Here is a 21,007-nt window from a genome sequence, read left to right on the forward strand (position 1 = left end):
GCGATCGAAGGCCTGCCGGCCGGTCTTATTGCCACTGCGGCTTGGGCACGACCGCGGCGCGCGCGCCCGGCTGCGAGGTCGGCGCGAGTGCGTAGAACTCGCCGCCCTGCCACTGGCCGACGCTCCAGACCTCCTGGAGCAGTCCGTCCTTGAGCTTGACCTTGCCGATGATGGTCTCAAACGTGCCCGCGCGGATTTCCGCCGCGACCGCGGCGCGATCGAGCTTGCCGACCTTTTCGATCGCCTGCTGCAGCACTTGGAGGCTCGCATAGGTGATCGAGCTGGCCCAGCGATCCGGCTCCTTGCCGGTCGCCGCCTTGTGGCGCGCGAGATAGTCCTTCAGCTGCGGCGAGTCCGCGTTCCAGCCGCCGATTCCCATCACGCCGTCGCTGTTGGCGGCGAACTTGCCCTTGTAGAGCGGGAAGGCGGTGCCGACGCCGACATAGAAGATCTTCGGGTTGAACTTCAGCAGCTGCGCCTGCTCGGTGAGCGCAATCGTATCCGGCGGATAGCTGAAGGCGATGAACGTATCCGGATTGGACGCGACGGCGTCCTTCAACAGCGGCTGGAGATCCTGCGTCCCCATCGGATAGGTCTTGTCATAGCCGAGCGTAAAGCCGTGCTTCTTGAAAGCCTCGCGGGCGGCGGCGGACAGCTCGATGCCGAACTGATCAGCGATGCTGACCATCGCGATGGTCCCGCCGATCTTGCCTTCGCCCTTCAGCTTGCCCAGCAGATCGGCCAGCGCCTCGGAGATCTGCGCGGAGGTGCCGAGCCAGAACGTCGCGTTGGACCAGCGCTTGGCGAGCTCCGGCGCCTTGTCCGTCACCGACGTGACCGCGAGGTGAGGGTAGCCGAGACGGTTCAGCGTCGGGCCGACCGCGAGGTTGAGGCCGGTGCCCCAGGGGGCCAGGATGAAGTCGACCTTGTCCTGGTTGGCGAGCCGTTCGATCGCCTTCACGGCTTCCTCGGAACTGCTGCGGTCGTCGTACTCGACGATCTCGATCGGCAGCTTCTTGTCACCGAGCTTGATGCCGCCGGCGGCATTCACGTCCTTCACCCACAATTCGTAATTGGGCAGGGTGGTGATGCCGGCGCCGCCCGCATAGGGACCGGTCTTGGAGATGGCATAGCCGATCCGGATCTTCTCCTGCGCATCGGCCGTGGGCGGAAAGATTCCCAGCGCCGCGGTCAGAGCGGCAAGGCCGGTGGCGCGAAGTAACGTTCGACGGTTGGTCGAAAACATTGCGTGTCTCCCTCCTGTGGCACTCAAGCGATTGTCGGCATCGATGTGAGTGGTCGTTTCCTCTGGCCCTGATTTCTTTCGGAATGGCGTCATCGCGCCGACCGCGACCAGGACTTGACCTAGCAAGCATCCCAGGCTTTGTTCGCACAATGGACAAATCCGGGGAAAGATTGGACGTTTCTGGTCACGATGGCCAGCTGCGTCGAGGCGTCGCGGCCACCCGACCGCCCGCGGCAGCCGGCGCGAGCGGGGCTGTGCCCGTCGGTGCCGAGCTGATCAGATCGCATTATGCGGCGCGGCGCTGGATGCTGATGTCGAACGCAGCCCTGCCGTTCATTCATCTGCTCTGCCTTCACGGCGGCGGGACCGTCGAGATCGCTCGGGCCGGCAAGACGATTGCGTTGGCCGGGCCCGCAATGGTCTGGCTCCCGGCGGGATCGGCCGACTATCTGGAGGTTTCGGCGGGGACGACCGCGGAGCTGCTGCAATTGCGGGCCGGCACATGGCATCGCTACCTCCGCCTTCGGCGGAGGCGCCGTATCTAGCGCTCGAGGGCGCCGGCGGCATCATGGCGCTGCCGGTCGAGCCCGACCTCGCCGCCACGATGGCACGTTCCATCGCCGCGATCGCCGCCGAGATCGCCTCGCCCGCCCGCAGTGGTGCAGCCTCGATCATGTCGGCCGAGCTGACGCTGTGCGTGCTGCGCTTCTGGCGCCTGTTCGCCGGCGACGGCAATCGGAGCGAGGAGGGCAGCAGCGCGGAGATCCTGAGCCGCTTCCGCCGGTTGCTCGAGGAGCGCTACCAGCAGCACCTCCGCGTCAGCGATTACGCCAGGCTGCTCGGCATGACGCCCGATCGCTTGCACGCGCTGTGCAGCCGCGAGCTGAAGCGTTCGCCGAGCGAATTGATCCAGCAGCGTCTCGTCAAGGAGGCGGCGGCGCGGCCTCGAGGCGGGAACCATTGCCGTGAAGCAGATCGCATTCGCGCTCGGCTTCACGGACACCGCGTATTTCAACCGCTTCTTTCGCAAGCATACCGGCGAGGCACCGGGCGTATGGCGTCGGCGCGTCGCGGCACGGGCGCGAGCCGGACGATCGAGGCCGACGCTGAATTTCGCCGACTGGCCGTGAGCGATTGAGAAGCAGGCTGCCGATCGCGCCGAACGCCTTGTCGCAGGGCTCGTTTTCCAGTCTCGATAGATTCTAATGTTGCCCACTCGCACTGACGCGATCCGTACGTTAGGCGATGGACGCAAGGGCCATCGGCAGGCAGACCGGCTGCCGATGGTTCGAGTGAAGACGGTTCCGGGAATTGGGGGCCCGGATCGCGGTGGAATGAGATCTGAGCGATGAGAGCGATATTCGGCAAACTGCATCGCTGGGCGGGACTGCTGACGGCCGCCTTCCTGTTCTTCTCCGGCATCACCGGCGCGATCATCTCCTGGGATCACGAGCTCGACGACATCCTGAACAGCCATTTGTTCGACGTCACCAGCAAGGGCCCGGCGATACCCTCGATCGAGCTCGCCAAGACGATCGAGCAGCGCGATCCCCGCGCGCGCGTCGTCTACCTCTTCATGACGCCGGAGGAGGGCCACTCGCTGTGGTTCTTCGTCATGCCGCGGATCGATCCTGCGACCGGCAAGCGCTACACGCTCGACTACAACCAGGTCTTTCTCGATCCCAATACCGGCGCGGAGCTTGGCCGGCGCTATTGGGGAGCGGTGTGGCCGGTGACGCGGGAGAATTTCGTCTCCTTCCTCTACAAGCTGCACTACACGATGCACATTCCGGAGTTCTGGGGCAGCGATCGCTGGGGCATGCGCGTGCTCGGGATCATCGCCATCATCTGGACCATCGATTGCTTTGTCGGCTTCTATCTAACGCTGCCCTCGCGCCGGCGCGCCAAGGCGGCGCGGGCACCTAGCGTCACGCGCCAGCCTCGAGCGTGGCTTCTGGGCGCGCTGGGCACCGGCCTGGACCATCAAGACGTCAGGCAGCGCCTACCGGATCAATTTCGACATCCATCGCGCCTTCAGCCTGTGGACCTGGGGCGTGCTCTTCATCATCGCCTTCACCGCGTTTTCGCTGAACCTCTATTTCGAGGTGTTCTCGCCGCTGATGAAGATGGTGTCGAACTATACGCCGACGCCCTATGAGCAGCGGCCCTATCGCGATCTCGACAATCCGGTCGAGCCCAAGGTCGGCTTCGCCGAGATCGCGGCGCGCGCGGCGGCCGATGGCAAGACGCGGGGCTGGACGATCCCGGTCGGCTCGATCAATTACGGCCCCGCCCACGGCGTCTATGCCGCCGCGTTCTTCCATCCCGGCGACGATCACGGCGCCGGCGGCGTCGGCCCGGCGCAGCTCTATTACGACAGCGAGGACGGCCGCCCGATCGGCGAGCGGCTGCCCTGGGTCGGCACCGCCGCCGATATCTTCGTCCAGGCGCAGTTCCCGCTGCATTCGGGCCGCATCGTCGGCTTGTTCGGGCGCATCCTGATCTCGATCATGGGCCTCGTGGTCGCCGCGCTCTCGGTCACCGGCGTCGTGATCTGGTGGCGCAAGCGCCGCGCCCGGGTCCGTGTCCGCGAGACAGCGGCGGTGCGCCTGACCCGGCAGCTGACGCCGGCGGAGTAGGGCGCAACAGCGCGGTACGTTGCCGATGAACCTTCGCGCCTCGCAGCCGCACAAAGATGGGAGATCGCTCCCAGTCCGCGGACGTTGAATGAGATTGCCTGCCTTGCTCTGCCTGCTCGTCCTGGCGATGCCCGTCCACGCGGCCCCAGCCGAGCGGCACTATCTCGACCTGCGCGATCGCTACATCGCAAAGTTCTCGAAGGCCAAGGAGAGCGACGAGATCTCCAAGCAGCACGATGCCGCCCTCAAGGAGCTGGCGGGCGTGCTGCGCGGCCTGGTGGGACCGATCGCGATCAAGGGGCTTCCCGCGGACGGCAGGTCGAACGTCGACACGTTGTTCCGGAGCGACATCGGTTTCGGCCATCTCGACGGACTGAGCTTCGCGACCGAAGACTACAAAACGCAGGCCGTGGTGACGACCGCCACGCTGCTGACCCATTGGCTGCGCGAGCACCGCGACGACGGCATGCCGCAGGAGATGGGGGCGGCGTTCAAGTCGGATCGCTTTTATTTCCACGCCATCCAGGACGCGGCATTCGCCAAATATGCCGAGCTGCCGGTCACCGCGCCCGCATCGGCGAATGCGGCGGTCGCGGTGCTCGGCCTGCGCGGCAATGGCGGCCTCAAGGGGCCTCCGGATGAAATCGATGTCGTCGCGATCAAAGGCGACAAGGTCTTCTTCCTCGCCACGTCGGATGGCGTGAAGACGGCGGAGATCCCGGCCTGCGAGCGCGTGTGGACGCAGATGATGGCGAAGCCCGTCAACAAGAAGGATCCGCGCGGCGACATGGCCAGGAAGACCGGGCAATGGACGCCTACACAAAATGCTTCGCCAAGGAGGCGCCGGGCCAGAGCTGGTACGCGGCGGCGGTCATGAAGGCGCAGAGCCAACTGGATCTGCTGCCGTTGCGCTAAGGCATGATCGGGAAACGTGCGTCGCCGTTTTTCGGAACGATCATGCGCAAACAACAGGCGCAGCTTATGCCGACACTTCGACCGCCATGCCGGCCGCATCGATCAGGTGCACGCGGTCGATGTCGACGCGCGGCAGCAACGATCGAATCTCGTCTTCCGGCATCAGGCTGAACGCCGTCGACAAGGCGTCCGCGGCGGTCGCGCGGCGGGAGACCGTCGTCACGCTGCGATAGCGGCGCGCGCAGCCGCCCGATTTTGGATCGAACAAATGGTTGAAGCGCGCCCCGGCATCGAACTGGCAGCCATAGCCGCCCGAAGTGGAGACGGCGCGATCGACGATCGGCAGCACGGTTGTCGTCTGGCCCACAACGTCCGGATCGGCGATGCCGATCTCCCAGGGGCGTCCGTCCGGACGCGAGCCGATCGCGCGCGCTTCGCCCATGTCGACGAGGCTGTGAGAGACGCCATGGGCCCGGAGCAGGTCGACCACCTTGTCCGTGACGTAGCCTTGCGCGATCCCGTTCAGGGTCACGGCCATGCCCCTGGGCATCGCGATCCGGTCGCGGCTTACCGACAGCCGGTGACTGCCGATCCGCGCCAGCGCGGCCTCGATCGCGGCCGATGAAGGCCCCGCGGGATCCGCGTCATCTCGCGCGAAATGACCGGCATAGAGCTCCCACAGCGGCTGCACGGTGACGTCGAACAGGCCGCCGGTCAGCGTGGCATAACGCTGCGCGGCCGAGAGCAGATCGACCATCTCGGCGGCGGGATCGATCAGGATACCGGTCCGGTTCAGCACGACCAGGGCGGAATCTTCGCGATAAAGGCTGAATAGCCGCTCGAGGCGCCGTGCCTCGGCACGGGCCAGCGCGATCAGCCGCTCCGCACGCCTGCGATCTTCGTCGTGGATCTCCATCGTCGCGACCGCGCCAAGAATCGTGCCGCGCCAGGTCACCGGCGCGACCTCCGCACGAACGAGATGCCACGGAGCCAGCGCGCCGAGGCCCGCTGCCGCCGCGCTGATCCGGATGAAGCGTCGGCGCGTCAGGGTGCGCGTCATGGCGTCCTCCTCGGTGGTCCGCTTGGCGAGCCCTCGGCGGATTGGTCGGCCACGGCCGCGCCACTGGCATTTGCCGACGACAGGACGTAATCCCGCGGCACCTCGTCGAAGCCGACGATCCTGCCGCCGTTCTCAGCGGCGAACTTCTCCGCGGCCGCCCGCTCCGAAAACGGAACGGCTTCGTCGCCGCCCATGCCGCTCTTGACCCGACTCTCGATCACGAACAGCGCCTTGCGCGCCTCGATCCAATTGTCGGCGCCGGGCTTGTCCCAGTCGGCCGCCTTGCCCATGTCGGACACGTAGATCGCCTGGATGTCCTTGGGCTCGTCCGGCAGCATGGTGAAGGCGATGGTGTCGCGCACCGACGAGAACCAGACGGGCTGGATCAGACTCGCGACGAAGATGTGGCCCTTCGGCCCCGGATGCTCGAGCACGTTCATGCCGCAGTAATGACCGATGTCCTCCGCGGTCATCCGATGCGGCGGCGGGACCTTCGCGGCCTGCTTGTCGTTGCAGCCGGCGAGCGCCAGCGGCACGAGCAGGGCGAGAAGCAACGTTCGGCGCTTCATAGCTCCCTCCGCGAGAAGGCGAGCGCGGCCAGCCCCAGCGGCAGCAGCGTCCAGCCGAGCAGGGCGGTCAGCAGGACTGGAATCGTCAGGGACGTGGTCTGGGCAAGACCGGCCATGCCGGCGAAGGTGCTGACATTGGCAAAGCCGGTCAGGTTGATCAGCCGATAGGCATCGGTCGGGTTCGCCAGCAGCATGGCGTTGAGCACCGCTGCCGAGATGCTGCGTCCCTGATCGAGCGCCAGCACGCCGAGCAGCGCCATGTCGTAGATCAGCACCAGCAGCAGCCACAATCCGATGCAGATGCCGGCTGCGGTGCCGCGGTCGCGCACGAGCGCGCTGATCAGATATCCGATCGCGACGAAAGCGGCGCCGAGCAGCACCGAGGAGCCCACCATGGCCGCGAAGGCCAGGAAACTGTCGCGATCGATCTGGCTGCCGGTCGCCGCCAACGCTCCGACCGCCGCGCCGTAACCGAGGCAGGTCGCAAAGGCGAGCACGGCAAGGTGGCCCAGGAACTTGCCGAGCAGCACCTGCCATCGCGCCACCGGATAGCTTAGCAGCAACAGCATCGTCCCACGCTCCATCTCGCCGACGATGGCGTCGTGGGAGATCAGAAGCGCGATCAGCGGAACCAGAAAGATCGTCAGGCTCGACAGGCTGACGACGACCACGTCGAGCGTGCGAACGCCGACGTTCCCGGTCGGCGCGCTGCCGAGAAAGGTCAGCGACAGCGCAAGCCCGGCGAGCAGGAGCGTTGCGGCAAGCACCCAGCGATTGCGGATGGCCTGGTGGATTTCCTTGGCAGCGATGATCAGGACGTTCATGGCGCCTGCTCCGATTGCCGGAGAAAGTGAGCGTAGAGCTCGTCGAGGGTCGGCGGCACCACGTCGACGTCCTCGACGGCATTGCCGGCGGCCGTCGCGCGATGCAGCAGCTCGATCTTGCGCTCCGGCGCGGCGTCGATCTCGACGATGTGGCCGTTGAGGCGGCGGCAGGTCGCATCCTGCGGAGCCCAGCCCGGCATCTCGCTCGGGGCGAGGCCTGCCACCTTGAGACGGATCCTGGTGGGCAGCCGGGCGAGACGACGCAGCTCGTCGATCGATCCGTCCGCGACCTTGATGCCGCGGTTCATGATGATGACCCGGCCGGCGCGCTCCTCGAGCTCGGTGAGCGCATGCGACGACAGCAGCACCGTTGCGCCGCCGGCCGCGAGCCGTGCGATGATGTCGTAGAATGTCTGCCGCAATTCCGGATCGAGGCCGGTGGTCGGCTCGTCCAGCAGCAGCACGCGCGGGGTGCCAAGCAGCGCCTGCGCGAGCCCCAGCCGTTGGCGCATGCCCTTCGAGTAGGTGCTCACCCGGCGCCGGCTGGCGGCGCCCAGCCCGACGGCGTCGAGCAGCTCCAGCGCCCTGGCCGTCGGCTCTCGCTTCAGCCGGGCGTAGAAGGCCTGGGTCTCGCGGCCGGTGAGGGCAGGGTCGAAGGAGACGTTCTCGGGCAGGTAGCCGAGCTGGCGCCGGCCGGCGAATTCGCCGGCGGCCGGATTGTCTCCGAGAACCTCGATGGAGCCGCTGGTTGGCCGGATCAGCCCCAGCATGAGCTTCATCAGCGTGGTCTTGCCGGCGCCGTTGTGGCCGATCAAGGCGACCAGCTCGCCCTGCGCAAGCGAGAACGAGGCATCGCGCACGGCCTCGACCCGGCCATACCGCTTGGTGACGTCGCTGACGCGTACCGTGCCGGTCATCGCGTCTCCTTCGGAGCCGCGCTCCGCGGCGGAGATACAAGCGGACGGCTGTCGACCACGCCGCCCGGCAGCAGCGCCGGAAACTGCGCCTGCGCCCAGCGGATCACCTGGACGGCGGGGCTGTTGATCAGGACCTTCGCAGCGGGCGCCGTCCACAGCACGCGGTCGATGAGGTCGTTCGGCCGGTAGGCCGTGTCGGCGATGCCGTCGCCGTTGAGGTCGAAGGCCGGGTTGTCGCTCCAGTAATTGCCGCGCCCGCCGGTCGACCAGTCGAGGTGCCGGGTGCCGACATATTTCACCTGGTTGGCATTGCTGACGAAGGCATTGCCGGCGATTTCGTTGCCTTCGGACCCGGCCGTGAAGTGCACGCCGATGGCGCAGCGCTCGAACCAGTTGTCGCGGAATTTGTTGTGATTGGTGTTGTAGATGAACACGCATTTCTCCGGGCCACTCTTCAGAGTGCTCTCCCGTTTCGGCTGCGGAAGCATGCCTCGCTCGTCGTCGGGGCTGTCTTGCATGGTCTGTAGCGCCGCGCTCAGCGGGCCGCCGGTCACTCGGTTGTTCTCGATCCGGGCATAGTTCGCGTAGTTGAAGAGCATCCCATAGTCGCGATCGTGATCGGAGATGTTGTCGCGGATCACCAGCCGGTTCGAGTACATGATGGCGTAACCGACATGGTTGCCGATCGAGACGTTGCCGCTCACTTCGCTGTCGTTGGTGTACATGTAATGGATCGCGAAGCGCACGTGCTCGAAGCGGTTTCCGACGAAGCGGTCCTTTCGGCTTGAAATGGTGAAGATGCCGTCGCGGCCGTAGCGGAAATTGTTGCCGGCGATGGTGACGTCGGGCGCATTCCACAGCGAGACGCCGTTCCCGGCCTCGCTGAGCCGCCCGCCACGCAGTCCCTCGATCTCGTTGCCGACGACCCGCGAGCCCTGGGCGCCATGCACATAGATGCCGAACAGGTTTTCCACCAGCCGGTTGTTCTCGATGGTCGCGCGTTCGGCCGTCTTCTGCAGGAAGATCCCCGAATTCATCGCCTGCAGATCGCGGCCCGAGGCGCGGATGGTCAGACCGCGGATGGTGACGTCGGGCGCGCTGACCGTGATGACGTTGCCGTCGCCGTCGCCGTCGAGCACCGCCTCGCGGCTCCCGACCAGCTGCAGGGGACGCTCGATGCGGATCGAGCCGCGATAGTGCCCCGGAGCGAGTTCGACGACGTCGCCGGCGCGCGCGCCGTCCAGCACAGCTTGCAGCGACTGGCCGGGCACGGCCGTCAACGTCTCCGCACTGGCGAAGCCGGACAATCCGGCGGCGGCCAGCGCCGCCGGAAACATGCGTAACAATGGACCCACGAGGTCGCTCCGATCAGACCGACTTCAAACGGATTTGGGCTCGACGAACATGCGGCCCTTCATCTCCATGTGCATGGCGTGGCAGAACCATGAGCAATAGTACCAGTATACGCCTGGCTTGTCGGCCGTGAAGGTCACCGACGAGGTGGCCATCGGCCCGATCTCCATGTTGATGCCGTAGTTGACGATGCAGAAGCCGTGCGTGAGGTCCTCGACCGCATCGATATTGGTGATGAAGACGGTGACCTCGTCGCCCTGCCTGACCTGGAACTGATCGAGGCCGTAGGCGGGGGCGGTGGACGTCATGTAGACGCGCACCTTGTTGCCGTCGCGAATGACCTTCGAATCCGCCTCGAGGTTGATGCCGTCGGCCTTGGCCTGCTTGACCGCATCCGCAAAAATCGGATCCGCGCGGTCGTAGATCGAGATCGGATTGATCTTGGAGCGGTGGACGATGGTGGCGTCATGCGGCTCGGCGAAGCTCGGGCCGTCATGCACCAGCTTCATCTGATCGCCTGAGATATCGATCAGCTGATCGTTCTCCGGCTTGAGCGGGCCGACGTTCAGGAAGCGGTCCTTCGAGAACTTGTTCAGCGAGATGAGCCACTTTCCATCCGCCTCCTTGGTCTGCCCCATCGAGGTATGGTTGTGACCGGGCTGATAGTGCACGTCGAGCTTCTGGAGGATGGGATTGACCTTCTCACCTTTGAAGGCGCGCTTGGCGGCTTCGATGTTCCACTTGCAGACCTGGCTGTCGAGGAACAGCGTGGTGTAGGCGTTGCCCTTGCCGTCATAGGCGGTGTGCAGCGGGCCAAGGCCGAGTTCGGGTTCGGCGACGACGACGTCGCGCGGCTTGATCTTGTCGTCGAACAGATCGTCGAACTTGCGGACGTCCATCACGGTCACGGTCGGCGAGAGCTTTCCGGCCGCCACGATGTGGATGCCGTCGGGAGCGGTGTTCATACCGTGCGGATTGTTCGAGACCGGAACGTAGCGGGTGTAGGCCGAGCCCTTGCGGCCGTCGATGACGGGCACGCCGTTCATTTCCTTGAAGTCGCCCTTCTTCACGGCCTCTTCGATCCGCTTGATGTTGAAGATGACGACCCAGTCCTGCTCGGCGGCGGTCATCTCCGCCAGCGTGACGCCTTCCTCGCCGTTGTAGCAGGTCGCGAAGCAGTATTTGCCCTGGTAGTCGGCGTCGACGTTGTCGAGATTGCCGCTGACGATCACCTGCCAGGCCACCTTCATCGTGTCGCCGTCGATCGCACTGAAGATGGAGCGATATTGCTTGGGATCGTCGAGCACCTTGCCGTCGTTGGGCAGCGGCACGCCATCTTCGCCGTTGGCGAAGACATAGCCGGTGCGCGGATATTTCTGCAGGCGCAGGCCGTGGACGGTGTGCTGGTTCGGCAGCTCGATGATCTTGTCGCATTTCATGATGTCGAGCCGCACGCGCGCGACGCGGCTGTTGGCCTTGTCGTTCATGAAGGCATAGCGACCGTCATAGGTGCCGTCCGTGAACGAAATGTGCGGGTGGTGGAGATCGCCGTTCAGGTAGGTGCCGCCGCGGTTCTTGAGGAATTCGCGGGTCGCGGGCTGCATCCCTTCGGTCAGGACCTTGATGCTCTCGTTGGTCTGGCCCCAGCCGGTGGCGCTGCAGCGGTTGAACACCGGCACGCGCATCAATTCGCGCATCGACGGCAGGCCGACGACCCGCATCTCACCGGACTGGCCGCTGGAGAAGAACACGTAATATTCGTCGAGCTCTCCCGGCGCGACCTCGGTCTTCTGCACGGCTGGCCGCGCCGCCGGCGCTTTCGGCGCAGCCGTCTTGGTCTGCGCGTCGGCAGGTGTGACGAAGCCGCCATCTTTCAGCGTCACTCCGCCGGCAAGGCCCACGCCCGCTGCGGCCGCCGTCGTTCCCAGCACGGTACGTCGGCTGACGCCCTTGGTTTTCTCGTTGTCGCTCATGATTGCCTCCTCGGCTTCCGGTTTCAGTTTGGTGGTGGAGAAATGACTGCCGACGCCCCGACAGGTTTGCCGCCGGCGGTGATGACGGTTGCGGGACCCTTGCCGCTCGAGCGCATCGAGGGCGAGGACATGGCCGCGAACTTCTCGCGCTTCAGCCGCACCTGGATCATGTGCGGGCAGCGGTGGTCGTCGTAATAGAGTTCCTGGCAGTGCATGCAGTAGATGCACTCGTTGACGTTGATGTGACCCTCGGGATGGATCGACTGCACCGGGCATTCCTTGGCGCAGCGTTGGCAGGGGGATCCGCATTCTTCCCAGCGACGCAGCCACTCGAACGTCCTCATGCGGCCGGGAATGGCGAGCGCCGCGCCGAGTGGACAGAGGTAGCGGCAGAAGAAGCGCTCGATGAAAAGGCCGATAACGAGCAGGGCGACGGCGTAGGCGACGAACGGCCAGCTCCGCGAAAACTTCAGGATGATCGCGGTCTTGAACGGTTCGACCTCGGCGAACCGTTCGGCCATCTCGACCGAATAGAGTGACAGGCCGAACAGACCGAGGAAGATGATGTACTTGACCGGCCACAGCCGCTCGTGCAGTCCCCAGGGCACCGTTATTTGCGGCACCTTGAGCCATTTCGCGGCCGTGTTGGTGAGCTCCTGGAGTGCGCCAAAGGGACACAGCCAGCCGCAGAAGGGCCCGCGGCCCCAGAACAGGAGCCCGCCCGCGGTGGCGGCCCACAGAATGAAGATCAACGGCGCGGCAAGGAAGAATTCCCAGCGGAAGCCCGTCACCAGCGCGTTGGTGAAGGTGACGACGTTCACGACCGAGAGCTGCGCGTTGGCGTACCAGCCGAGCCAGACCAGAACGACGGCGAGATAGCCCCGCCGCACCCAGGTGTAGAGCACCGGCCGCCGCACCAGGAGATTCTGGAAGAAGAAGATGCCGGTGAGGGCGGCCAGCATGAAGGCGGTGATGCCGATCGAGACCGTGCTCGACCGCCAGATCCGCATCCAGAGTGGCTCGTCTACTTCCCCAGACGGCGCGGCCGCAGCACTTGCCTGCGAGGCCGGCGGCGCCGCGCTTTCCGGCACCGTCACCGCGCGCTGCTCGCGGCGTATGTAGCTGTCGGGCAGGGCGTAGCCGAGGTCGAAAGTCAGGAACGCCTTGTCGCGGCCGCCAAGGCTGCGCTGCACCAGCAGCTGAAGCTGCCACGGTTGCGTCGGATCCAGGGTGAACTCGGGAGGGGTGACGAACAGGCCGACTTCTCTGAACTCCGGCGCGCCGACCGCGTCCAGTGCGCCAAGGCGGGTGTGGTTGCGGTCGCGGAAGCGGGTGCTGTTGCCTTCCTGCAGGATCTCGATGCGATCGAAGATGCCGCCGCGGACATAGGCCGAGCCCTTGAACGAATAGGGACCGTTGCCGGCGACGATGATCGCCTGCTGCCCGGGCTTCAGGCCGTCCTTCAACCGTCGATAGCCGTCTTCGCCGAGCAGGCTGCGGCCGATCGTTGGCGCACTCACGAGCGCGACATAGAGGTCGATGAAGGTGTCGTCGGCCTCGCCTGGCTCAGGGTATTGGATCGCCGCCGCGCTGCCGGATTTTGCAAAGGCATCATTGATGTCGCCGATGCTGAGATGAAGCCGGCGTATCGATCCGTCGCCAACGAGACTTTCCCAGTCGCGGACGTCACTGCGTTCGAGATCGAGCGTCTTGATGACGGGGGGCAGGGCTGCTGAAACCGCGGCGCCGTCACCGCCGCCGATGCGACCGTTCCGGATGAGCTTGGACGCGGCGCGGACGATGCTGTCGCCCATCACCAGCACGGTGACGGTTGCGCCGCTCACGATGTCGACCTGCGGCGGCCTCTCGGCACCGCTTGCGACAGGTTTCATGTCCTTACCGATCAGACCGTTCACGGCCGCGACGATGCGCGCTTCCGGGATACCGACCAGCACGATCGGTTCCTTGTGATCGACCAGTTTGATGCCCGTGATCACGCCTTTCGGGTCGATCCCGGCCAGCAGGTGGATCGGCTTGCCGGAATAGCCGACAGAGTTCGCGAAATCGGAGTTGAGGAAGACAAATCCCTGCAGTTGGTCGCCGCGGTAGACCGGCACGATCGGCGGATCGCCTTGCGGGGGGCCGAAGCGATCCGCTCCCGTGAAGAAGTCCGCGGGTGCGATCTTCGGCAGGTATGCCGGCAAATCACCGGCGGCGTACGCAGGTGAAATATATGTCAGACATATCAGCAGCAGGCCGGCAAGCGCTAACGCTGCACGACTCCCTAGGGCGATCTCGCTATCCGGCCGCTTCGACATCTCGATTCAAATGCCATCTGCGCGACCAACCGGGCCGCGCATGCCTTGTGATTCTTCTTCGATGATTTGTCGCCGCTGACGTGCCACACTCATCGCGCACGTCTACCCGTGTCAAGCCGAACCAAAATATTTGTATCCTCGCGGAACCTACTCATCCGTTTGTGTCGGGAACCTTGCTATGCCGCTTCTGCGCACTTCATTGCTCAGCGCTGAGCCCGCCGGTGTATTGGAGTCTCTCGACGAGCTCTTTGCGCTAGCGCATGCAATGGAGGAGGAAGCCGCCGACAAGTACGATTCTCTTGCCAATGAGATGCGCGGGCAGGGCAAGGATGATCTGGCAGCAGTGTTCACACATCTCGCGGCCGCCGAGCGCGAGCACGTGGACAGCGTGACGCAGTGGTCGCAATCGCGCCGCGGCAAACGCCCGGATCCCGCCATGGTGCGCTGGGAGGCGCCGGAAGCACTGGCTCCGGAAGCCACGGCCGAGGTGAAAACGTCACAATTGATGACGCCATACCGCGCGCTCGCCATCGCGGTGCGCAACGAGGAGCGCGCCTTCGCCTTCTGGTCCTATCTGGCCGCCTACTCGCACGACCCCGAGGTCAAGAAGGCGTCGGAAGCGATGGCCAAGGAGGAACTCGGTCATGTCGCCGCACTGCGAAAGGAGCGGCGGCGCGCTTATCATCATGAGCACGACCGGAGCAATGCCGAGACGACGCTGCCTCACATCGATGCGGCTCGGCTCGAGCGCCGCCTGGTTGCGCAACTCAGCGAGATCGAACAACGCCTGAGCGGGCCGGCGGCGCTCCGGATCCGGGACATTCGCCAACAGGCGGTCGACATGGCCGACGCCGCCACGGGCCTCGGGAGCTTTCCGGCGTCCATGGAACGCAAAGGTCCATTGGAGATCGCCGAAGCGCTCGTCGACGGTTACCTCGAAGGCGCCGAGCGGTCGAGCGAGGCGGCCGACCTCGAACGCCTGCAGCGGCTTGCCGAGCGCGCGATCTCGAGACTGGCCTGGCTGCGATCATTGGCGGCGGACTGACGCGCCTGCGGCAGCCACGCCAAACTGCTGCGCTGGTCCTTGCATAGCGACTCGGCCGGGGCAGTGGATACGGGAGCCTTCGACGACGATTCCGAGCACATCGATACCGCGGGTGACGTCAGGCGAGATCTGGCCGAGCCAGGCGCGTGCGGCCATAGCCCAATCCGTAATTCGCATAAGGTATATTATGGAATATTTTTATCTACAGGTAGATCAATTACTTGTATGGCATTCCTGCCATTGAGCCTTCGCTTCAGCTGGTTTTCGGTTCGGGCCTCGAAGCCCGGTCCGGGTTCTCGGCCGCTACTGTGCATGGGGTTGTTTTGCAGATTTTGCATCGGCTCGATCTCTGCGAAAGCCGATATTGCCGTGCCCTTGGCCGGCTGCAATAAGCAAGACCTCGCGAGATCGCAGATGACCTTCTGACCTTCCGTCCGTATAGGTTTGCGTCTCAGAACAACAACAAACCTTCCGAGGAAGCAAACCCATGAGCTTTTCCCGACGCACGCTTCTCAAGGCCTCCGCCGCGACCGCGGTCCTGGGCGGCATCGGTGCGCCCCATGTGGCCCGCGCCCAGAGCGCCGAGTTCACCTACAAATATGCCAATAACCTGCCCGACACCCATCCGCTGAACGTCCGCGCCAAGGAGATGGCAGCGGCAATCAAGAGCGAGACGAACGGCAAGTTCGACCTCCAGATCTTCCCGAACAACCAGCTTGGCTCGGATACCGACATGCTGAGCCAGATCCGCTCCGGCGGTGTCGAGTTCTTCACGCTGTCGGGGCTCATTCTGTCGACCTTGGTGCCGGCCGCGTCCATCAACGGCATCGGCTTTGCGTTCCCGGACTACGACACGGTCTGGAAGGCCATGGACGGCGACCTCGGCGGCTTCGTCCGGGGCGAGATCAAGAAGGCCGGCCTCGAGGTCATGGACAAGATCTGGGACAACGGCTTCCGCCAGACCACGTCGTCGAGCAAGCCGATCACCGGTCCTGACGACCTCAAGGGCTTCAAGATCCGCGTGCCGGTCTCGCCGCTCTGGACCTCGATGTTCAAGGCGTTCGACGCCGCGCCCGCCTCGATCAATTTCAGCGAGGTCTATTCGGCGCTGCAGACCAAGATCGTCGAAGGCCAGGAGAACCCGCTGGCGATCATCTCGACGGCCAAGCTCTACGAGGTACAGAAGTACTGCTCGCTGACCAACCACATGTGGGACGGCTTCTGGTTCCTGGCCAACCGCCGGGCCTGGGAAAAGCTGCCGCAGGACGTCCGCACCATCGTCGCCAAGAACATCAACGCCGCCGCAGTCAACGAGCGCGCCGATACCGCCAAGCTCAACGCCAACCTGCAACAGGAACTCGCGGCCAAGGGCCTGACCTTCAATCAGCCTGCGGTGGCGCCGTTCCGCGACAAGCTGCGCACCGCCGGCTTCTATGCCGAGTGGAAGGGCAAGTATGGCGATCAGGCCTGGGATCTGCTGGAAAAGGCCGTCGGCAAGCTGTCGTAACGCGTTGGGGCCGTCATGGCTCATGTCGAGGTCGAGATGATCGCAGTGGTGGGCGAGGCGGCGTTTCAGCCCCCTCGCCGACCATCGTTGCTGGCTTCGCTCGAGCGCCTGCTCGGTCTCGCCGTCGAAATCCCGGCGGCGATCCTGGTCGTCGCCGAGATCGTGATCCTGTTTGCCGGCGTGGTCGCGCGCTACGGCCTGCACCGGCCGCTGATCTGGTCGGACGAGCTCGCCTCGATCCTGTTCCTGTGGCTCGCCATGCTGGGTGCGGCGGTTGCGTTCCGCCGCTCCGAGCACATGCGCATGACCGCGATCGTCGCCAGCGCGCGGCCGGCCATGCGCGCCTATCTCGATCTGGTCGCAACCTCAGCGGCCCTGGCGTTCCTGATCCTGATCGTCTGGCCCGCCTGCGATTACGCCTATGAGGAAAGCTACATCACGACGCCGGCGCTCCAGATCTCCAACATGTGGCGCGCCGCCGCGCTGCCGGCCGGCATCGGCCTGATGGCGGCCTTTGCCTTGCTGCGGCTGCTGCGCGCGGCCGACTACCGGATGGTCGCGGCCGCGATGCTGTCGGTTGCTGTGCTGGTCGGGCTGTTCTGGCTGGCGGAGCCGCTGCTGCGCTCGCTCGGCAATCTCAACCTCGTCATTTTCTTCGTCGGCGTCGCCGGCTTCTGCGTCTTTGCCGGCGTTCCCATTGCGTTCGGCTTTGGCCTGGCGATCTTCGGTTATCTGGCACTGGCGACGCGGACCCCGGTGATGGTCCTGGTCGGACGGATGGACGAGGGCATGAGCCACCTCATCCTGCTCTCGGTGCCGCTGTTCGTGTTCCTGGGCGTCCTGATCGAGATGACCGGCATGGCGCGGGCCATGGTGGCGTTCCTGGCGAGCCTGCTCGGCCATATCAGGGGCGGCCTGCACTATGTGCTGGTCGGCGCCATGTATCTGGTTTCGGGCATATCAGGCGCCAAGGCGGCCGACATGGCGGCCGTCGCGCCCGTGCTGTTTCCCGAGATGAAAGAGCGCGGCGCCAAGCCCGGCGATCTCGTCGCGCTGCTGGCGGCGACCGGCGCCCAGACCGAGACCATCCCGCCGAGCCTCGTGCTGATCACGATCGGCTCGGTCACCGGCGTGTCGATCGCAGCGCTATTCACCGGCGGCCTGCTGCCCGGCGTCGTGCTCGCGATCACGCTCTGCATGCTGGTGTGGTGGCGCTACCGCCACGAGGACATGAGCCATGTCCGCCGCGCCACGGCATCCGAGATCGGCAGGACCTTCGTCGTCGCCCTGCCCGCGCTCGCATTGCCCTTCGTGATCCGCTACGCCGTGGTCGAGGGCATCGCGACCGCGACCGAGGTTTCCACCATCGGCATCGTCTATGGCGCGCTGGTCGGCCTCCTCGTCTACCGCCGCTTCGACGGGCGGCGGCTGTTCCCGATGCTGGTCGAGACCGCGGCGCTGTCGGGCGCGATCCTGCTGATCATCGGCACGGCGACTGGCATGGCCTGGGGCCTGACGCAATCCGGTTTCTCGCGCTCGCTGGCGGCCGCGATGACCGGATTGCCCGGGGAGCTGCGACCTTCATTGCCGTCTCGATCCTGGCCTTCGTCGTTCTCGGCAGCGTGCTGGAAGGCATTCCGGCGATCGTGCTGTTCGGGCCGCTGCTGTTTCCGATCGCCCGGGCCGTCGGCGTGCACGAGGTGCACTATGCCATGGTGATCATTCTCGCCATGGGCATCGGACTATTCGCCCCGCCCTTCGGCGTCGGCTATTATGCGGCCTGCGCCATCGGACGCGTCGATCCGGCCGAAGGTATCCGGCCGATCTGGGGCTATCTGCTGGCGTTGCTGGCGGGATTGATCATCGTCGCGATCTTCCCCTGGATCTCGATCGGATTCCTTTGAGGCGCGGTTTAAGGAGGGTGTCGATGAGCGAGCGGCAGAACCAGTACAATATCGGACTCGACAAGACGCCCGCCAATTACGTGCCGCTGAGCCCGCTGAGCTTTCTCGCGCGCAGCGCCGCCGTCTATCCCGATCATGTCAGCACGGTCTATGAGGGCCGCAGCTTCACGTGGGCCGAGACCCGTGAGCGCTGCCGGCGCTTTGCGTCCTGGCTCGCGCGCAAGGGGATCGGCGTCGGCGACACCGTCGCTGCGATGCTGCCGAACATCCCGGCGATGAACGAGGCTCATTTCGCCGTGCCCATGACCGGCGCCGTGCTCAACGCGCTGAACATCCGTCTCGACGCGCCGTCGATCGCGTTTCAGCTCGACCACGGCGGCGCGAAGATCATCCTGGTCGACCCCGAATTCTCGGGCGTCATCACCGACGCGCTGGCGCAGATGACGGGCCCGAGGCCGTTCGTGGTCGACGTCGACGACGCATCGTTCAAAGGCGGCAGCCGCATCGGCGAGATCGAGTATGAGGCGGCTGTCGCCGAGGGCGATCCGAACTTCGCGGCGATCACGCCAAACGACGAATGGGACGCGATCGCGCTGAGCTACACTTCGGGCACGACGGGCAATCCCAAGGGCGTCGTCACCCATCATCGCGGCGCCTATCTCAACGCGGTCAGCAACATCCTCGCCGGCAATCTCGGCCAGCATCCGGTCTATCTCTGGACGCTGCCGATGTTCCACTGCAATGGTTGGTGCTTCCCGTGGACCATCGCGGCGGCCGCCGGCATCAATGTCTGCCTGCGCAAGGTCGAGCCAACCAAGATCTTCGAGCTGATCAAGGCGCACGGCGTCACCCACATGTGCGGCGCGCCGATCGTCTACAACACGCTGATCAACGCCCCCGACGCGCCCAAGGAAACGTCAACCGGCAGTGCGGCCCGCCGCGTCGTCGGCCTGATCGCCGGAGCCGCACCGCCGGTCGCGGTGCTGGAAGGCGCCGAGAGCATCGGCATCAAGCTCACGCATGTCTACGGCCTGACCGAGGTCTACGGCCCCGCCTCCGTCTGCGCGGAGCAGCCCGGCTGGGACGAGCTCCCCGCGCCCGAGCGCGCGCGCATGAAGCGCCGGCAGGGCGTGCCCTACCCGCTTCAGGAAGCCGTGACGGTGATTAACCCGCAGACCATGCAGCAGGTGCCGCGCGACGGCGAGACCATCGGCGAGGTCATGTTCCGCGGTAATATCGTGATGAAGGGCTACCTGAAGAACGAGAAGGCGACCAGGGAGGCGTTCGAGGGCGGCTGGTTTCACACCGGTGATCTCGGCGTGCTCGACGAGCACGGCTACGTCATCATCAAGGACCGCTCCAAGGACATCATCATCTCCGGCGGCGAGAACATCTCCTCCGTCGAGGTCGAGGACATCCTCTACAAGCACCCGGCCGTGCTGTTCGCGGCCGTGGTCGCAAAGCCCGATCCCAAGTGGGGCGAAGTGCCCTGCGCCTTCGTCGAGCTGAAGGACGGCGCCAGCGCCAGCGAAGCCGACATCATCGCCTTCTGCCGCTCGCACATGAGCGGCTTCAAGACGCCAAAGGCCGTCGTGTTCGGCCCGATCCCGAAGACGTCCACCGGCAAGATCCAGAAATTCCTGCTGCGCAACGAGGTCGGATCGGCGAAGGCGATCTCGGCCTGAGCTGACGGCAGAAGAGCTTCCGCCCGCACGCCGGAAGGCAGCGGGCGGAAGGCCTCATCCTCACATCTTCTTGTAGGCGTCGACGATCGCCTGACCATCGGCGCCGGCCTTCTTGAGCCAGTCGGCCGTCAGTTGCTCGCCGATCTTCTGGAAGCCGGATTTGAGCGCCGGGCTCGGCGGCTCGACATTCATGCCTTTCGCCTTGAGCTGATCGAGATACCAGGTGCTCTTGTCCTGCCAGGCCTTCCAGCCACGGGTTTCCGCCGTTGCCGCCGCCTTGAGGATGGCTTCCTGGGTCGGCTTGTCGAGCGCGTCGAACGCGGCCTTGTTGACGAAGGTGTAGTCCTTCGGAATCCAGGCTTGAACGTCGTAGAAATATTTGAGCGACTCCCAGGCCTTCGCGTCGTAGCCCGTGCCGCCCGACGACATGAAGGAATTGACCACCCCGGTCGCCAGCGCCTGCGGCAGTTCAGCAGCCTGGATCGTGACAGACTGCGCGCCGACCAGCTCGCCGATGCGCGCGGTCCCGACGTTATAGGCGCGCCATTTCAGGCCCTTCATGTCCTCGATGGTCGCGAGCGGCTTGTTGACATAGACGCCTTGCGGCGCCCACGGCACGACAAACAGCAGCTTGAGGCCCTGCGCATCGAGCTTTTTGACGATCGCAGCCTTGGAGGCCTGATACAGCTTCATCGCGTCCGGGAAGCTGGTCGCGAGGAACGGCACGACGTCGACGCCGAACACGGGATCCTCGTTCTCGTGGATGGAGAGCAGCACTTCGCCCATCTGCGCCTGACCGGTCACCACCGCGCGCTTGATGTCGGGTGCCTTGAACAGCGAGGCGCCGGGATGGACGGTGATCTGCAGCTTGCCTGATGTTGCGGCCTCGACGTCCTTGGCGAAGGCGACGAGATTCTCGGAGTGCGGATTGTCGGCGGGATAGGCCGCCGGCAGATTCCATTTGGTCTGGGCCAAAGCGGGCGTTGCCGCCAGAATTGCGCAGGCCATCAGGCCTGCACCGATGAAACGAGACTTCATTGAACTTCTCCTCC

General features: G+C 65.2%; 15 protein-coding genes and 3 pseudogenes. 8 read left to right on the forward strand and 10 right to left on the reverse strand.

Translation table 11 applies throughout. The features are described 5' to 3' along the window. Window positions 1–25 precede the first annotated feature (25 nt). Complete coding sequence (locus tag ACETMP_RS06460) at window positions 26–1,246, reverse strand: amino acid ABC transporter substrate-binding protein (RefSeq protein WP_375160315.1); 1,221 nt, start codon at window positions 1,244–1,246, stop codon at window positions 26–28. Window positions 1,247–1,551: 305 nt separating this feature from the next. Here ACETMP_RS06460 and ACETMP_RS06465 point away from each other — a divergent pair, with 305 nt between their 5' ends. Then, on the forward strand, window positions 1,552–1,791 hold the full coding sequence (locus tag ACETMP_RS06465; RefSeq protein ID WP_375160316.1) for a hypothetical protein: 240 nt from the start codon (window positions 1,552–1,554) through the stop codon (window positions 1,789–1,791). On the opposite strand, the gene ACETMP_RS06470 is transcribed toward ACETMP_RS06465, so the two are convergent. After that, window positions 1,788–2,207 (reverse strand): hypothetical protein, encoded by a 420-nt coding sequence (locus tag ACETMP_RS06470; RefSeq protein WP_375160317.1) that lies wholly within the window; start codon window positions 2,205–2,207, stop codon window positions 1,788–1,790. The two genes, ACETMP_RS06465 and ACETMP_RS06470, sit on opposite strands and share 4 nt — an antisense overlap. 4 nt (window positions 2,208–2,211) lie before the next feature. Between ACETMP_RS06470 and ACETMP_RS06475 the strand changes: the two genes are divergently transcribed. The 3 genes and pseudogenes from ACETMP_RS06475 to ACETMP_RS06485 all read left to right on the forward strand — a co-directional run bounded on the left by ACETMP_RS06475 (window position 2,212) and on the right by ACETMP_RS06485 (window position 4,800). Then, window positions 2,212–2,376: a helix-turn-helix domain-containing protein gene (locus ACETMP_RS06475; protein WP_375160318.1), complete on the forward strand. Its 165-nt coding sequence runs from the start codon at window positions 2,212–2,214 to the stop codon at window positions 2,374–2,376. Between the two features lie 218 nt (window positions 2,377–2,594). Beyond that, window positions 2,595–3,885 (forward strand): annotated as a pseudogene (fsrB, locus tag ACETMP_RS06480) (siderophore utilization protein FsrB). Window positions 3,886–3,973: 88 nt separating this feature from the next. After that, window positions 3,974–4,800 (forward strand): annotated as a pseudogene (locus ACETMP_RS06485) (hypothetical protein). A 64-nt stretch (window positions 4,801–4,864) separates the two neighbouring features. Here ACETMP_RS06485 and ACETMP_RS06490 read toward each other — a convergent pair. The 7 genes from ACETMP_RS06490 to ACETMP_RS06520 are packed head-to-tail and all read right to left on the reverse strand — an operon-like array spanning window position 4,865 to window position 13,814. Next, window positions 4,865–5,860 (reverse strand): FAD:protein FMN transferase, encoded by a 996-nt coding sequence (locus tag ACETMP_RS06490; protein WP_375160319.1) that lies wholly within the window; start codon window positions 5,858–5,860, stop codon window positions 4,865–4,867. Next, window positions 5,857–6,429: a nitrous oxide reductase accessory protein NosL gene (locus ACETMP_RS06495; RefSeq protein ID WP_375160320.1), complete on the reverse strand. Its 573-nt coding sequence runs from the start codon at window positions 6,427–6,429 to the stop codon at window positions 5,857–5,859. The genes ACETMP_RS06490 and ACETMP_RS06495 overlap by 4 nt, the downstream gene beginning before the upstream one ends. Next, entirely contained in the window at window positions 6,426–7,253 is an 828-nt protein-coding gene (locus ACETMP_RS06500) for an ABC transporter permease subunit (protein ID WP_375160321.1), read from the reverse strand. The genes ACETMP_RS06495 and ACETMP_RS06500 overlap by 4 nt, the downstream gene beginning before the upstream one ends. Further along, entirely contained in the window at window positions 7,250–8,170 is a 921-nt protein-coding gene (locus ACETMP_RS06505) for an ABC transporter ATP-binding protein (RefSeq protein ID WP_375160322.1), read from the reverse strand. The genes ACETMP_RS06500 and ACETMP_RS06505 overlap by 4 nt, the downstream gene beginning before the upstream one ends. Next, window positions 8,167–9,507 carry a nitrous oxide reductase family maturation protein NosD gene (locus ACETMP_RS06510; protein WP_375161854.1) on the reverse strand — a complete coding sequence of 447 codons (1,341 nt, stop codon included), beginning with the start codon at window positions 9,505–9,507 and terminating at the stop codon, window positions 8,167–8,169. Before ACETMP_RS06510 ends, ACETMP_RS06505 begins: the two co-directional genes overlap by 4 nt. A gap of 42 nt (window positions 9,508–9,549) precedes the next feature. Next, window positions 9,550–11,496, reverse strand: a complete 1,947-nt coding sequence (gene nosZ / locus ACETMP_RS06515) for a TAT-dependent nitrous-oxide reductase (RefSeq protein ID WP_375160323.1) — start codon at window positions 11,494–11,496, stop codon at window positions 9,550–9,552. 23 nt (window positions 11,497–11,519) lie between these two features. Further along, a complete protein-coding gene (locus tag ACETMP_RS06520) occupies window positions 11,520–13,814 on the reverse strand; it encodes a 4Fe-4S binding protein (RefSeq protein ID WP_375160324.1) in 2,295 nt (764 codons plus the stop codon). A gap of 178 nt (window positions 13,815–13,992) precedes the next feature. On the opposite strand from ACETMP_RS06520, the gene ACETMP_RS06525 reads away from it, so the two are divergent. The 4 genes and pseudogenes from ACETMP_RS06525 to ACETMP_RS06540 all read left to right on the forward strand — a co-directional run bounded on the left by ACETMP_RS06525 (window position 13,993) and on the right by ACETMP_RS06540 (window position 19,955). Beyond that, window positions 13,993–14,859, forward strand: coding sequence for a ferritin family protein (locus ACETMP_RS06525; RefSeq protein ID WP_375160325.1), 867 nt, complete (start codon window positions 13,993–13,995; stop codon window positions 14,857–14,859). 487 nt (window positions 14,860–15,346) lie between these two features. Continuing rightward, a complete protein-coding gene (locus ACETMP_RS06530) occupies window positions 15,347–16,366 on the forward strand; it encodes a TRAP transporter substrate-binding protein (RefSeq protein WP_375160326.1) in 1,020 nt (339 codons plus the stop codon). Between the two features lie 15 nt (window positions 16,367–16,381). Then, window positions 16,382–18,270 (forward strand): annotated as a pseudogene (locus ACETMP_RS06535) (TRAP transporter large permease subunit). A gap of 23 nt (window positions 18,271–18,293) precedes the next feature. Further along, window positions 18,294–19,955 (forward strand): acyl-CoA synthetase, encoded by a 1,662-nt coding sequence (locus ACETMP_RS06540; RefSeq protein WP_375160327.1) that lies wholly within the window; start codon window positions 18,294–18,296, stop codon window positions 19,953–19,955. A 60-nt stretch (window positions 19,956–20,015) separates the two neighbouring features. On the opposite strand, the gene ACETMP_RS06545 is transcribed toward ACETMP_RS06540, so the two are convergent. Beyond that, on the reverse strand, window positions 20,016–20,993 hold the full coding sequence (locus ACETMP_RS06545; protein WP_257179779.1) for a TRAP transporter substrate-binding protein: 978 nt from the start codon (window positions 20,991–20,993) through the stop codon (window positions 20,016–20,018). Window positions 20,994–21,007: the final 14 nt, after the last annotated feature.

Origin of the sequence: Bradyrhizobium dasycarpum, from assembly GCF_042019905.1 — a bacterium.
Classification (GTDB): domain Bacteria; phylum Pseudomonadota; class Alphaproteobacteria; order Rhizobiales; family Xanthobacteraceae; genus Bradyrhizobium; species Bradyrhizobium japonicum_B.